At 68.5% G+C, this 13708-nt stretch carries 12 protein-coding genes; 6 read left to right on the forward strand and 6 right to left on the reverse strand.

The window, feature by feature from the left end; translation table 11 throughout:
• Nucleotides 1-40: 40 nt before the first annotated feature.
• The 3 genes from ACIQI8_RS00060 to ACIQI8_RS00070 are packed head-to-tail and all read right to left on the reverse strand — an operon-like array spanning nt 41 to nt 5129.
• A complete protein-coding gene (locus ACIQI8_RS00060; protein ID WP_402342527.1) occupies nt 41-2470 on the reverse strand; it encodes an aminotransferase class I/II-fold pyridoxal phosphate-dependent enzyme in 2430 nt (809 codons plus the stop codon).
• Entirely contained in the window at nt 2467-3489 is a 1023-nt protein-coding gene (gene hppD / locus ACIQI8_RS00065) for a 4-hydroxyphenylpyruvate dioxygenase (RefSeq protein WP_402342530.1), read from the reverse strand. The genes ACIQI8_RS00060 and hppD overlap by 4 nt, the downstream gene beginning before the upstream one ends.
• Before the next feature lie 56 nt (nt 3490-3545).
• Nucleotides 3546-5129 (reverse strand): MBL fold metallo-hydrolase, encoded by a 1584-nt coding sequence (locus ACIQI8_RS00070; RefSeq protein WP_402342533.1) that lies wholly within the window; start codon nt 5127-5129, stop codon nt 3546-3548.
• Between the two features lie 491 nt (nt 5130-5620).
• Here ACIQI8_RS00070 and ACIQI8_RS00075 point away from each other — a divergent pair, with 491 nt between their 5' ends.
• The 4 genes from ACIQI8_RS00075 to ACIQI8_RS00090 all read left to right on the forward strand — a co-directional run bounded on the left by ACIQI8_RS00075 (nt 5621) and on the right by ACIQI8_RS00090 (nt 9834).
• On the forward strand, nt 5621-6424 hold the full coding sequence (locus ACIQI8_RS00075) for an alpha/beta fold hydrolase (protein ID WP_402342536.1): 804 nt from the start codon (nt 5621-5623) through the stop codon (nt 6422-6424).
• Between the two features lie 128 nt (nt 6425-6552).
• Entirely contained in the window at nt 6553-8529 is a 1977-nt protein-coding gene (locus ACIQI8_RS00080) for an ABC transporter ATP-binding protein (RefSeq protein ID WP_402342539.1), read from the forward strand.
• Between the two features lie 55 nt (nt 8530-8584).
• Entirely contained in the window at nt 8585-9520 is a 936-nt protein-coding gene (locus tag ACIQI8_RS00085) for a TauD/TfdA family dioxygenase (RefSeq protein ID WP_402342541.1), read from the forward strand.
• Nucleotides 9521-9654: 134 nt separating this feature from the next.
• A complete protein-coding gene (locus ACIQI8_RS00090) occupies nt 9655-9834 on the forward strand; it encodes a hypothetical protein (protein ID WP_402342544.1) in 180 nt (59 codons plus the stop codon).
• 123 nt (nt 9835-9957) lie between these two features.
• On the opposite strand, the gene ACIQI8_RS00095 is transcribed toward ACIQI8_RS00090, so the two are convergent.
• Nucleotides 9958-10368, reverse strand: coding sequence for a winged helix-turn-helix transcriptional regulator (locus ACIQI8_RS00095; protein ID WP_402342547.1), 411 nt, complete (start codon nt 10366-10368; stop codon nt 9958-9960).
• Between the two features lie 100 nt (nt 10369-10468).
• Here ACIQI8_RS00095 and ACIQI8_RS00100 point away from each other — a divergent pair, with 100 nt between their 5' ends.
• On the forward strand, nt 10469-11326 hold the full coding sequence (locus tag ACIQI8_RS00100; protein WP_402342550.1) for an alpha/beta fold hydrolase: 858 nt from the start codon (nt 10469-10471) through the stop codon (nt 11324-11326).
• Between the two features lie 120 nt (nt 11327-11446).
• Here the strand turns inward: ACIQI8_RS00100 and ACIQI8_RS00105 are convergent, their stop codons facing one another.
• Complete coding sequence (locus ACIQI8_RS00105; protein WP_402342553.1) at nt 11447-12439, reverse strand: helix-turn-helix domain-containing protein; 993 nt, start codon at nt 12437-12439, stop codon at nt 11447-11449.
• 52 nt (nt 12440-12491) lie between these two features.
• Between ACIQI8_RS00105 and ACIQI8_RS00110 the strand changes: the two genes are divergently transcribed.
• Nucleotides 12492-12887: a cupin domain-containing protein gene (locus ACIQI8_RS00110; RefSeq protein WP_402342555.1), complete on the forward strand. Its 396-nt coding sequence runs from the start codon at nt 12492-12494 to the stop codon at nt 12885-12887.
• An 81-nt stretch (nt 12888-12968) separates the two neighbouring features.
• On the opposite strand, the gene ACIQI8_RS00115 is transcribed toward ACIQI8_RS00110, so the two are convergent.
• The gene (locus tag ACIQI8_RS00115; protein WP_402342558.1) at nt 12969-13622 is read right to left on the reverse strand and encodes a CatB-related O-acetyltransferase; all 654 of its coding nucleotides are present in this window, start codon (nt 13620-13622) and stop codon (nt 12969-12971) included.
• Nucleotides 13623-13708 lie beyond the last annotated feature (86 nt).

Consider the following 13708-nt stretch of genomic DNA (forward strand, 5'->3'; position numbering starts at 1 on the left):
GTCTTGCTGCGGATGGTGCTCACTGCTGTCAGCACGTCGATCACCCTTCCGGTGAGCTGGTGGTCCGAGACCTGATGAACCGCGCCAGTCGTGCGATCCCGTCGGCGATCTCGTCATGGGTCAGGTAGCTGACGGACAGGCGCAGGCCGTGCTCGCCGCCGCCCTCGGGATAGAAGTAGGACATCGGGGTCCAGATGACACCGAATTCCTCCGCGGAGTGGCGCAGCGCGGCGTTGTCCGCGCGGAAGGCGACGTTGACCGCCAGGAAGAAGCCGCCGCTTGGTTCGTTCCAGCGGATGCCGAGCGCTGCCCGCTCGTCCTCGGGGAAGGTCTCCTCGAGCTGCCGCAGGGTGACGCGCATCGCGTCGCCGTAGTACGCGGCGGTCTTGGAGTTGAGCTCCGAGGCGCGTTTGTCGGCGGCGAGGAGCATGCCGGCGACGACGGCCTGGGCGACCGGCGACGTGTTCACGGTGACCATGCTCTTGATCTTGGTGAGTTCGTCCGCCAGCAGCCCGGTGCCGCCCACGTCGTCGTGGACGTCCTGGTCCGCGACGACGAAGCCTACGCGCGCGCCGGGGAAGAGGGTCTTCGAGAAGGAGCCCAGATGGACCACGCGTCGGTCCCGGTCCAGGGCCTTGAGGGTCGGAAGCTGGGTGCCGGGGCTGACCAGCCGGTAGGGGCTGTCCTCCAGCAGCAGGACGTCCTCACGGGCGGCCAGCTCGAGCAGTTCCCGGCGGGTCTCCAGAGGCATGGTGGTTCCGGAGGGATTCGCGTGGTCCGGGATCACGTAGAAGGCTCGGGGGTTGCGTCCGCGGGCCCGCTCGGCACGGATCGCCGCCGTCAGGTCGGCGCAGCGGAATCCGCCGGGGTCCTCCGCCACCGCCGTCAGCTCGGCGTCGAGCAGCCGCGCCGCTCCGGTGATTCCCACGTAGCAGGGGCTGGAGACCAGCAGTACGTCCCGCGGCCCGGCGATGAGGGCCCGTACGGCGAGAAGCATCGCCTCCTGGCAGCCGACGGTGACCACGATCGAGTCCGGGGAGACGTCGATGTTCTCGTCCAGACGCAGCCAGTCCGCGATCAGTTCGCGGATCTGGCCGCTCGTCGGGCCGTACTGGAAGAGCGCCGAGCGGACCTGGTCGGGCGAGGATCCGCTCTCCTCCAGGTGGTCGAGGTAGCGGCGCAGGTACGTGAAGATCTGCTCGGTCTCGAAGAAGCCGTCGTAGGGGCGGCCGGGCGCGAAGGAGATCGCCTCGGGGTAACGGTGAGTGATCTCGTTGAGGAAGTTCATGGTGTCCAGCACCGGGTCGCCGAGGCTGCCGTGCAGCTCGGCCTTGCGCAGCCCCGGGCCGCTCGTCCGCCCAACGGGGCGTACCGACTGCGCAGTTGGGGTGCTGCTCGGTGCGCGCACCAGCTCCGGGCCCGCGTCCGCGACCGTGCGGATGCCGGTGAGGGTCATCGCCTCCCTCAGCTCGTCGATGACGATGCTCAGGACGTGGCGTATGCCTTCCTCCTCGGCCGCCGCCAGGCCGTGCAGTACGGGGCGGCCCAGCAGTACGGCGTCTGCGCCCAGTGCCAGGGCCGCCAGGACGTCGGCGCCGCGGCGTACCCCGCCGTCGAGGAGGACGGGGCAGGCGCCCGCGACCGCTGCCGCGATCTCGGGCAGTACGTCGAGGGTGGCGGGCGCGCCGTCCAGCTGCCGGCCACCGTGGTTCGACACGACGATGCCCTGTGCCCCCGCCGCGATCGCCCGCGTGGCGTCGGCGGCGGTCAGGATGCCCTTGACCAGGACGGGCAGGGAGCTGATGGAGCGCAGCCACGCGACGACCGACCAGTCGAGGGACGGATCGAACTGGGCCAGTGCGTGGGCGGCGGGCGCGGCGAAGCCGTCCGTGGTCAGATTCGCCGGCTCGATCCCGGCGGGCAGGGTGAAGTCGTTGCGCAGATCGCGTGGCCGTCGGCCCAGTTGCGGGGCATCGGCGGTGAGCACCAGAGCCTCGAAGCCCGCTCGCTCGGCGCGTTCGACGAGGTGGCGCGTCGCGTCGCGGTCGCGGAAGCAGTACACCTGGAGCCACAGCGGGGCCGCGGCGGCGGCGATGTCCTCGAAGGTCCGCCCCGCGAAGGTGCTCACGACGAGGGGTACGCCGGCTTGTCCGGCGGCCCGCGCCGTGGCGACCTCCCCGGCCGGGTGAGCGAGGGTGTGGTAGGCCACGGGCGCGACGGCGATCGGCGCCACCCAGCGGCGGCCGAGGAGCGTGATCCCGGTGTCGGGGCGGCCGGCACCGGTGAGGACGCGCGGGTTCAGCCGTACACGGTCGAATGCCCTCAGGTTGTCAGCGAGGGTCCGTTCCTGTCCCGCACCGCCTTCCAGGAAGTCCCAGACGGCGGGGTTCATCCCCGCCCGCGCCAGGGTGGCGTAGTCGGTGAGGGTGAGCGGGCTCGCGGTTTCGGTTCCGGCGTCCGGGCCGCTCACGAGGCGGTCAGCCGGTCGCGCTCCACCGCTTCGTACAGGGCGCGGATGTTGGCGCTGCCGAATCCGCGGGAGCCCTGGCGCTGGATGAGTTCGAAGAAGAGGGTGTTGCGCTCGTAGGGGGAGCGGGTGAACAGCTGGAGCAGGTAGCCCCATTCGTCGCTGTCCGCGAGTACCTGGGCGTCCCGCAGCCCGGCGATCTCCTCGTTGAGGCCTGTGAGGCGGTCGGCGAGCATCTCGTAGTAGGTGTCCGGTGTGCTCAGGAACTCCACGCCTCGGTCCCGGCAGGCACGTACGGCGGGGATGATGTCGTCGACCAGGAAGGCGAGATGCTGCACGCCCTCACCGGCGTTGCGCTGGAGGAAGGCGTCGAGCTGGCCGGGCTCCTTCGCCGGGTCGGGAGCGACGAGGGTGAAGATGACCCGCTCCGACGCGCTGCGCACGACGAGCGAATCCATCGCCTGTCCCCCGACGGCCACGTACTCGGAGGAGAAGCGGGTGAAACCGAAGGCGTCCTGGTAGAAGTCCGCGTGGCGGTCCAGGCTGCCGCCCTCGACGCAGACGGCGACGTGGTCGAGCAGCCGGATCGGGCCTTCGGGGCGTGCGGAGGCCTCCGGAGCGGCCGTCCACCGGCGGCCCGGGGGCAGATACGGGGCCGACCGGGCGGTGACCGGCAGGAGCGGGTGGGTGACGTCGCCGAAACCGGTCACCACGGGGCTGCCGTTCGGCGTGCCGACGGACCGGGCGCCGGCCGCCACCGCCGCGTCATGGGTGGCGGCCACGTCGTCGCACGTGAGGGCGATGGTGGCGATTCCGTCCCCGTGTCTGTCGAGAAACTTCCAGACCCCCGGACCGGAGGTGACCACCAGGTGGAGGTCCCCCTGTCTGAGCAGAACGGAACTCCGGTCGACCTCCACGCAGTCGGCGACCCGGGTGAAGCCCATGGCCGAGACGAAGTAGTCGGCCGTGGCCGCTTTGTCTCGCGTGTACATCTCGACGTGCGCTATGTCGTGCGCAGGCATGGAGGTGCCCTCCTGACGTGCGGGTCAAGAGCGGGTGCTTGGCCCGCCCGGTGGGATTACCAGCGCCATTCCTGCTGGCCGTACAGGTGCCCGGCCTTGATGCCGCGGTCCTTGCACCAGGTCATGAACTCGTCGATCTGCTTGATCTGGTAGGTGTCCTCGTTGTACGTGGTGGCCATGACGTGGCCGAGCCAGGGCTCCTCGCCCATGGCGTAGACGTACGCCTCCTTGGCCCCCAGCTCGGTCATGATCGCGGCGGCCTGCTCCGCGTTGGACCCCGAGAGCTTGCGCGAGTTGCTCATCTTCTTGGTGACCGGGATGGTCAGCAGGGCCTGGTAGAGCCAGGTCAGCGGTGCTCCGTCGCACTCCATGCCGAGGTAGGCGAAGTCGGCCGTGCCCAGGTGCTGCTTGATGTAGCGGTAGAGCATCGGATCGATGCCGGAGGAGTCGGCGCCGATGAAGATCTTCTTGCCCGCCAGTTCCGCCCAGTAGGTGGACTTGGCGCGGATGTCCAGGTCACAGTGCTCGCCCAGGAAGGGGGTCGCGGTGACCTTGCCGCCGGGGAACTCGACCTCGTCGAAGTCGTCGACCTCGATCACCGGGAAGCCCTGGTTCTTGAGCATCAGGGCCATCGACGGGTCGGCCAGGTTGCCGCGCGAGGAGCGCGGCATCACGATCGCGCCCAGCCTGCCGCGCAGTTGCAGCAGGGTCTCCAGGACGATGTGGTCCTGGTGGCCGTGGGTGATCAGCACGAGGTCGATGAAGTCCGGCAGATCGTCCAGGGTGTAGCGGTCGCCGACGGAGTTGTCGGCGCTGATGAACGGGTCGGTCACGATGGCGGCCTGCGGCGTCTGCAGGACGAGACAGGCGTGACCGAAGTAGCGGATGCGCCCGCCTTCCTGGATGTGCCGGTCCTCCGCGAGACTGGGCTGCTCGTCGAACATTCCGGCGAGCTGATCCACCTGGCTGCCGGCCAGTCCGAGCCCGTCGGCGACGTGGCTCAGCGTGGTGGGGCGTACGCGTGCCTTGAACAGCTCTTCCAGTCCCGGGTGCTTGAACGGCACGTCCAGCTCCAGCACGTCCGGCGAGGTCAGTCGCGGCGTGCTCAGGATGAAGGGACGCTCGATGCCGGTCTCGTAGGAGATCTGCACCGACTGCCGCGACTCCTGGTAGACGTCGCTGGTGTAGACGATCGGCTCCATGAACCGCATCTGGGCCTGGTTGTCGGTGTCGTAGGCCAGCTCGACCAGTCCCCCGAGTTCCGGCGGCAGCTTCGGGTACAGCGGGGTCAGGTCGAATCCCGTCGCGTTCGCCCGCAGCAGCTCCTGGCCGGCGACTATCGCATCGGCGAAGCGCAGGATCGCCGCCCGGTCGCGCTTGATGCCGGCGAGGAGATCACGCACCTCGTCGGCGCGCTCCTCGGCGATGTTGATGAAGTAACCGCCGCGCAGCTCCGGGTTGTTGCTGGCCGCGACGTGCACCTGCGGGGACTGCAGATAGGACTCGAGCAAAGGTACCTGGAGGAACGCGAGATTCATCGCGGACTGAACCGGCGCCAATGTGTACGGCCAGGCGAAGAACCTGTCTATCAGTGGCTCAACAATGACGTTGGACCGCAGGAACAGCTTCTGGTCAGTCATCTACGCCCCTCCTTCCGGGAGAAATTCGCACCAACTGCTTCTCTCAATGCATACGTGGAGCACCCGAAGTTCAAGGCGCCTATTGCGTCTCTCGCTTCAGCAGGATGCCCCGTCTGCAGGCTGTGGATCAATACTCGTCAGCGTCACTCCCCGATGAGCACGGAGAACTCCTGGCGGTTCCCCACCCGTCCTCTCCCTCGCATTTTGGAACGGCTTTTCAGCGAACCTCGCCCGACCGGTTCTCTCGACGGGTGTTTAACTGCGCTCCGGCGTCAGTTGAACGGGTGAGGGGCCACGGGCCGGCCGTCATGAACCCTTGTTGATTGGTCCGGCCGCGCGGTGCCATCGTGAGGCGCAGCCGGCCGAACACCCCTGCCGCACCACGAGGAGAGGGCCTTGCCCAAGACGAGAACCGATACCCGAGGTGATTCCGCCGACGCGCGGCGCGCAGGGTTCCACCGCGTCGCCGGCCGGGAATGAGCGAGACCGCCATGCCCTTCGTCAGCACCAACGGCATCCGGCTGTCCTACCAGCGCTCGGGCCGAGGCGAGCCGGTCCTCCTGATCATGGGGTCGTCCGCCGCCGGACGGGTGTGGACCGTGCACCAGACGCCCGCGCTGCACCAGGCGGGCTATGAGACGGTCGTCCTCGACAACCGGGGCATCGCACCCTCCGACGCACCGGACGGCGACTACTCGTTCGCCGATCTGGTCGCCGACACCCGTGGAGTGATCGAGGAGTTGGAGCTCGGTCCGTGCCGCGTGGTGGGCACGTCGATGGGTGCCATGATCGCCCAGGAGCTGGCTCTCGACCAGCCGCATCTGGTGCGTTCGGCGGTCCTGATCGCCGGCCGGGCACGGTCGGACGTCCTGCGGCGGGCGCAGTCGGCCGCCGACCGCGCCCTGCGGGACAGCGGGGTGCGGCTGCCGCCCCGGTACACCGCCGCCAAGACGGTGATCGAGATGCTCTCGCCGAAGACCCTGAACGACGAGGGCGCTGTCGCCTCGTGGCTGGAGCTCTTCGAGGTCTCCGGCGGCGGCGACACCGTCTCCGGACAGTCAGCGGCCGTGGACGAACTCGGCGACCGCCGGGCGCAATTGCGCGGCATCACGGTACCGTGCCGTGCAATCGCGTTCGCCGATGACCTGATCTGCCCTCCGCATCTCGTCGCGGAAGTGGCCGATGCCATTCCGAACTGCGATCTCGTGCAGATTCCCGACTGCGGTCATCTCGGGTATCTGGAGCAGCCGGAGATGGTCAACTCGGCCATCATCGAATTTCTCGACAAGTACTGACAGAGCGATTTTCTCCGCTCGTTTCCGGGCGTCCACCTGCGGCCATTCGCCGTTCCATGCGAGAGAACAAGAGAGCGAGGCGAAATTCCGTGGCCATGATGGGCGGGCCGGGTATGGGCGGACCGGGCATGAGCGTGCCGATGCGGGTACGGCAGGGCGAGGAATCACTGACGCGGCAACGGATCAAACCGGGCACGGTGCGCCGCATCCTTCCGTACGCGCGTAAGTACCGCTGGCAGGTGGCCCTGCTGGTGTTCGCGACGAGCGTGAGCGCGGCCATCACTGCTGCGGGGCCGCTGGTCCTCAAGAAGGTCATCGACGACGGGATCCTTCCCAAGGACCTCGGGGTGGTGGTGTGGCTCTGCGTACTGCTGGCAGGCCTCTCCCTGGTCGACGCGGCGTCGATGTTCGTCCAGAACTGGTGCTCGGGACGGATCGGTGAGGGGCTCGTCTACGAGCTGCGCACCAAGGTCTTCTCCCATGTGCAGGAACAGTCCCTCGCGTTCTTCACCCGCGCTCAGACGGGTGCGCTGGTCAGCAGGCTCAACTCCGATGTCATCGGCGCCAGGCAGGCCGTGACCACCATGCTGTCCCAGGCGGTCTCCACGGTCCTGACGCTGCTTCTCGTGCTCGGCGCCATGGTGTACCTGTCGTGGCAGATCACCGTGGCGGCGCTGGTGATGATCCCCCTCTTCCTGGTCCCCGCGCGACTGATCGCGCGCAGACTTCAGCGCCTCACCCGCGAGACGATGCAACTGGACGCGGAGATGAGCTCGATGATGAACGAGCGCTTCAACGTCTCCGGGGCGATGCTGGCCAAGCTGTACGGCCGGACCGACGAGGAGTCGTCGCTGTTCGCGGGCAAGGCCGGCCGGGTGCGCGACGTGGCGGCGCAGGCGGTCACCTGGGGACGGCTGCTGCCCATCATCGTGTCCGTGCTCACCGCGTGCACGACGGCGCTGGTGTACGGCCTGGGCGGCAGCCTCACCATCGACGGCACCCTGCAATTCGGCACGCTGGTGGCCATGGTGACCCTGCTGATGCGGCTCTACGGGCCGGTCAACCAGTTGTCCAGCCTTCAGTCGACCGCCATGGTCGCCCTGGTGAGCTTCGACCGGGTCTTCGAGGTCCTGGACCTCAAGCCGCTCATCGAGGAACGCCCCGACGCCCGTGCCGTGGACCTCACCAAGGACGTCACCGCGGAGCGGGACACCCCCGAAGGTGAGCGAGCACTCGCGCCGGACATCGAATTCGCCGAGGTCTCCTTCCGCTATCCGACCGCCCGCGAGGTGTCGCTCGCCTCACTGGAGTCGATCGCGATACGCAAGCCCGAACGCACCAGTGAAGCGCTGACGCTGGAGAACCTGTCCTTCCGCGCCCCGTCGGGCAAGCTCACCGCGCTGGTCGGTCCCTCCGGTGCGGGCAAGACCACCATCACTCATCTGGTGCCGCGTCTGTACGACCCGTCGTCGGGCAGCGTACGGATCGGTGGGCACGACATCCGCGAGCTGACCCTGCAGTCGCTGCGCGACACCGTCGGGGTCGTCACCCAGGACGCGCACCTCTTCCACGACACCCTGCGCGCCAACCTGTTGTACGCCCGGCCGGAGGCGAGTGAGCAGGAGCTGGTCGACGCCTGCCGGGCGGCCCTGATCTGGAACACCATCGACGCGTTCCCGGACGGTCTCGACACCGTGGTCGGTGATCGCGGGTACCGGCTGTCCGGCGGCGAGAAGCAGCGGATCGCCCTGGCCAGGCTGCTCCTCAAGGCCCCGCCGATCGTCGTCCTCGACGAGGCGACGGCCCACCTCGACTCCGAGTCGGAGGCGGCGATCCAGCGTGCGCTCAAGACGGCCCTGGCCGGCCGTACCTCTTTGGTGATCGCGCACCGGTTGTCGACCATCCGCGAGGCCGACCAGATCCTGGTTGTCGAATCCGGCCGGATCCGCGAGAGCGGTACCCACGAGGAGTTGCTCGCGGCGGGCGGACTCTACGCCGATCTCTACCACACCCAGTTCGCCCACCAGGCCCCGGACAGCATGAGCGCCGGTTCCGGAAACCTTCAGGTCGGCCCGCAGCCGATCCCCTCGCACGACGGGGCGTGACCTCCTCCCGTCCCCCGCGCCCGAACCGACAACCGACCGTGGAGAGAAGAAACTCATGTCGACAACTCTGGACTGGCAGCCGCGGGAGCTGACTCCGGACGGCGCAGGCGTGGGGGCGAGCGTGCAGGGGCTCCTGGAGCTCCTGGGTCGGCTCGACGTCGGCGCCCTGCTGGCGGACGAGAAGGCCCTGGTCCTCCGGGGGTTCGGCATCACGCCCGAGACCCACGGCACGGCCGTCGACGCACTCCTGCCCCGGCGCCTGGCCTATGTGCACGGGAACTCCCCGCGTACAAAGGTGGGGGACAACGTCTACACGTCCACCGAATACCCGGCCGAGTTCGTCATCTCGATGCACAACGAGATGTCGTACTCGCACACCTGGCCGTCACGGCTGCTGTTCTTCTGCGAGCAGGCCCCGCAGAGCGGTGGCGCGACCCCCGTCGTCGACGGGCGGCTCTGGCTGTCGACGCTCGACCCCGAAGTCCGGGCAGCGTTCGCGCCGGGCGTCCGCTACGTCCAGAACCTTCATGACGGCTACGGATTCGGCAAGAGCTGGCAGAACACCTTCGAGACCGACGACCCGTCCGCGGTGGAGAGTTTCCTGACCGGCACGGGCGCGGAGTGGACGTGGACCCCGGACGGCACCCTGCGCATCAGCCATCTCCGGCCCGCCACCACCCGGCATCCCGTCACCGGCACCGAGGTGTGGTTCAACCAGGCGGACCAGTTCCACCATGCCGGCCTGGGCGAACACGCTGCGGCCGTGCAGGAGTTGATGTCCGAGGACGAGCTGCCGCAAGCCGTGACGTTCGCCGACGGGAGCCCCATTCCCGCCGAGTACATCACTCACATCCAGGAGACGGGACTGGCCCTGGCGGTCGACGTCGAGTGGGCGCCGGGCGATCTGCTCCTCATCGACAACGTGTTGGTGGGTCACGGCCGACGCCCGTTCACAGGGGCACGCCGTGTCCTCGTCGCCATGTCCGACTGACTGGCCGGTTCTCCACTGGTCAACTGTCTGACCTGCGCGTTAGTTGTTGAGGATTCCGCCGACCGGTCCGGATCCTCGCAGCGGGACGGCGGCGAGATTCCCTGACGTGTCCTGCCGGGGGGGCGGATCAGTGGGTGAAGGCGACGGATTCGGTCAGCTCCTTCTGGGTTTCGAGCGCGGTGATACGAGCTGTGGGTGGGGATGCCGATCTGCCCGCCCATGCTGGAGATCTGGATGATCGGGCCTCCGCCCTGCTCACGCATCGGCCGCAGGAAGGCATGGACGCGCTGACCAAGGAGTCGACCGCGAGCTGAGCCCAAGCTCCCGGACCTGCACGCCAACGCGAGTGCAGCCACGGTCAATTCGTCGAGTGGCTCTGATGACTCTCCCCCGCCCTGGATGCCGCGCACCCAGTTCCGAGTGCGGAACCGGCCTGCCTATCCCTCATCGACCCCCTGGTCGGCGCTTTCGTTGGCGCGGTCGATCTCGGCCATGTGCTCCTCCGCCCAGGTCCGCAGCCCCGCAAGGGCGACTTCCAGAGACAGTCCGAGTCCGGTGAGTCGGTAGAAGACGCGCGGCGGTACGGTCGGTTCGACCCGGCGCGACACCAGCCCGTCGCGGGTCAGGTTCCGCAGCGTCACGGACAGCATCTTCTGCGAGACGCCGGGCATCCGGCGCTTCAGCTCCGCGAAGCGCACCTCGTCCGGTGCGGCATCGGCGAGCGTCTTGACGGCCATGGACGTCCACTTCGTACCGATGCGGTCCAGCAACTGCCGCGTCGGGCACTGGGGATCGAAAAGATCGCCGCGCACCCCGCGACCGGCGGTCCGGTCTTCTTGGGTGGTCACCTGAGGCTCACCACGTTCCCTGAAAGTGCCGTCTGGGCAGCGGGCGGAGAGTTACTTATCGTTTCGTGGTCACCAATGGTAACCATCCGGAGGAGCCGTCATGTCCGCCCCCACCGCACACCAACTCCGCCGCGTCGCGACGAACGGCGTCCACCTCAACGTCGCGATCGCCGGGGACGGACCTGCGGTTCTCCTGCTGCACGGCTTCCCGCACACCTGGCAACTCTGGAGCGGCATCATGGGCCGACTGGCCGGACAGTACCGGGTCATCGCCCCGGACCTGCGAGGCTTCGGTGCCAGTACACGAGCCGTCGAGGGTTACGACGCAGGCACCCTCGCCGATGACGCCGAAGGGCTGCTCGACGCACTCGGCGAGCCCTCGGCAGCAGTGGTGGGCATCGACGCGGGCGCCGCCCCCGCCGTCCTGCTCGCGCTGCGCCGCCCCGGCCTCGTCCGACGCCTGGTCGTGATGGAGGCACTGCCGGGGCGCCTGCCCGGAGCGGAACACGTCATAGCGGGCGGCGCGCCGTGGTGGTTCGGCTTCCACGCCGTCCCCGGCCTCGCCGAGACCGTCCTGGCCGGCAACGAGGCCGCGTACATCGACTGGTTCCTCGACTCCGGAACGCTCGGGCGAGGAGTACCCGACGACATCCGTACGGCCTTCATCGACGCGTACACCGGGAGCGAGGCCCTGCGCTGCGCGTTCTCCTATTACCGAGCCCTGCCCACCAGCGCTCAGCAGATACAGGACTCCATCGCGACGGCACGGCTGACGATGCCCACCATGGCCGTCGGGTCTCACCCCGTCGGCACCGGGCTCGAACGCCAACTCGGTCCCATCGCCGATGACCTGGTCGGACACCACCTCCAGGACTGCGGCCACATCATCCCCCTCGACCACCCCGACGCCCTGCTCGCGCTCCTCGTCCCCTTCCTCTCCGCCGACCTGCCGGAGTGAACGGAGCCGGACCGAAGAATCACGGCCGACGGTTCGGGAATACGCCGGCCCGATCAAGGCCAGAAGATGTCGTACGGCGGTGAGTCACGCTCTCGTGGTGCGCCGGCGTGGTGGCCACCCTCAATTCGCCTGCGGCCCGAACCGGCGCTTGTACGCCGACGGAGTGATGCCGGTCTCGCGGCGCATCAGTGCGCGCAGATTGGCAGCGGTACCAAGCCCGCTGCGCCGCGCGACCACCTCGAAGCGGGACTCGCCTCGCTCGATCAACCGGCAAGCCAGAGCAAGTCGTTCTCCAGTGAGCCAAGTCCACGGGGTCGTCCCCAATTGCGCCTGGAAGCGGCGATGCAGCGTCGCCGGACTGACCGCCGCCCGCGCCGCCAGGTCGGACACGGCGAGCGGTGAGTCCAACCGTTCCCGGGCCCAGGCAAGGAGAGGCGCCAGGGACTCGTCCGGCAGGTCGGGCATGGGGCGCTCCACGAACTGCCGCTGCCCACCGTCCCGGTGAGCCGAGAAGACCAGTCGCCGGCTCACAGAGTTGGCGATCTCGGCGCCATGATCGCGACGGACCACATGCAGCCCGAGATCGAGCGCGGCCGCGCTCCCCGCCGCGGTGAGGATGTCGCCGTCGTCCACGAACAGAACGTCGGGTTCGAGGTGCACAGAGGGGAAGCGGGCTCGGAACGAGTCCGCCCACTGCCAGTGCGCGGTGGCCCGGCGCCCGTCGAGGACTCCGGCCTCGGCCAGTGTGAAGGCACCGCTGCAGAAGCCGATCAGTCGCGCACCGCGCGTGTGCGCCCGCCGGACGGCATCGAGCACGGCCGGACGGCGGGGCACCTCGATGTCCGGGCGGTTGGGGACGATCAAGGTGTCCGCCTCGTCGGCCGCTTCCAGATCTGTGACACCTGTGAGCGTGAAGAACCCGTCTCGCATCAGAGTGCGGGGCTGCGGGGAGCAGAGCCTGAAGTCGTAGAGATCACGTCCGATCTCCGGTCTGCGCAGCCCGAAGATCTCGGTCGCGCAGCCGAGCTCGAACGGGTTCGAGTTCTCGTCCACGATCACGACGATCCGGTGCGTGCCCGCCGCGTGTGCCGCATGCGAGGATTCTTTCGCCATGTGCAATTCCTAGCACTCACGCCGCCTGTGCGAAACGGCTCAGGATGAGCCCATGAACAGCGAACCCATCCCCCTCAGCAAGGCTCTGGCCTCCTTCGATGCCCTGTGGAGCCCCCGCATCGTCACGCGCGTCAACGACTACGACGTCCGCATCGCCAAAGTCGAGGGCGAACACATCTGGCACGTCCACGACGACACCGATGAGTTCTTCCTGGTGATCGACGGAGAGCTGCGCATCTCCTTGCGGGAGCCCGACGGCGAGCGCACGGTGCTGCTCCCACAGGGGGCGGTCTTCACCGTTCCCCGAGGCACGGAGCACAAGCCGTACGCCCCGTCCGGCGCGGCAATCCTGATGTTCGAGCCCACCGGGACACCGACCGTGGGCGATCGCCACGATGAGATCCCGGACCACGTGGACGCAACGACCGGGCACGTTCTGCAGACCTGACCGAGAGCGGTAGGCACCTGCGCCGAGGGTGTCGCCACCAAGGCGGCGGTCTTGATCGTCGGGGTTCAGCCACCCTGACCGCTATTGCACAGCGATCTGCGCGGCGGCACCCTCCAGTTCGTCCACCGTCCCCGACATGATCGTCCGTACATGCTTCGTGATGTGCCGCAGGGGCCAGTCCCACCACGCCACGGCCAGGAGCCGGGCGATGTCCGCAGCGTCGTATCGGGTACGGATGAGCCGCGCGGGGTTGCCGCCGGCGATGCCGTAGTCGGGGACGTCGGCGGTGACCACGGCGCCGGCGGCGATGATCGCGCCGTGACCGATGCGTACGCCGGGCATGACCGTGGCGCCGTGGCCGAACCACACGTCGTTGCCGACCACCGTGTCGCCCTTGCCGGGCAGGCCGGTGATCAGGTCGAAGTGCTCCGCCCAGGAGCCCCCCATGGTGGGGAACGGGAAGGTGGACGGACCGTCCATGCGGTGGTTGGCGCCGTTCATGATGAACCGGGTGCCCGTCCCCAGCGCGCAGTACTTGCCGATGACGAGCCGCTCGGGACCGTAGTGGTACAGGACGTTGCGGGTCTCGAACGCGGTCGGGTCGTCCGGATCGTCGTAGTAGGAGAAGGCACCGACCTCGATCAGCGGCGACCGCACCAACGGTTTGAGCAGAACCACCCTCGGGTGCTCGGGCATCGGGTGGAGCACGGTGGGGTCGGCGGGAACGGGCGGCATCGCGGTTCCTCTCCAGGAGTCCTATAGCGACAACTGTCGCGTTAAGATGCTGGCACGGCCCTGCCACCCTGATCAACCGGATACTG

Source organism: Streptomyces sp. NPDC092369 (assembly GCF_044755245.1).
GTDB lineage: Bacteria > Actinomycetota > Actinomycetes > Streptomycetales > Streptomycetaceae > Streptomyces.

Bases quoted from the DNA above. Each gene is read 5' to 3' on its own strand.
- hppD (WP_402342530.1), bottom strand. From the start codon at position 3,489: ATGCCTGCGCACGACATAGCGCACGTCGAGATGTACACGCGAGACAAA.
- ACIQI8_RS00070 (WP_402342533.1), bottom strand. From the start codon at position 5,129: ATGACTGACCAGAAGCTGTTCCTGCGGTCCAACGTCATTGTTGAGCCA.
- ACIQI8_RS00075 (WP_402342536.1), top strand. From the start codon at position 5,621: ATGCCCTTCGTCAGCACCAACGGCATCCGGCTGTCCTACCAGCGCTCG.
- ACIQI8_RS00080 (WP_402342539.1), top strand. From the start codon at position 6,553: ATGAGCGTGCCGATGCGGGTACGGCAGGGCGAGGAATCACTGACGCGG.
- ACIQI8_RS00085 (WP_402342541.1), top strand. From the start codon at position 8,585: ATGTCGACAACTCTGGACTGGCAGCCGCGGGAGCTGACTCCGGACGGC.
- ACIQI8_RS00100 (WP_402342550.1), top strand. From the start codon at position 10,469: ATGTCCGCCCCCACCGCACACCAACTCCGCCGCGTCGCGACGAACGGC.
- ACIQI8_RS00105 (WP_402342553.1), bottom strand. From the start codon at position 12,439: ATGGCGAAAGAATCCTCGCATGCGGCACACGCGGCGGGCACGCACCGG.
- ACIQI8_RS00110 (WP_402342555.1), top strand. From the start codon at position 12,492: ATGAACAGCGAACCCATCCCCCTCAGCAAGGCTCTGGCCTCCTTCGAT.
- ACIQI8_RS00115 (WP_402342558.1), bottom strand. From the start codon at position 13,622: ATGCCGCCCGTTCCCGCCGACCCCACCGTGCTCCACCCGATGCCCGAG.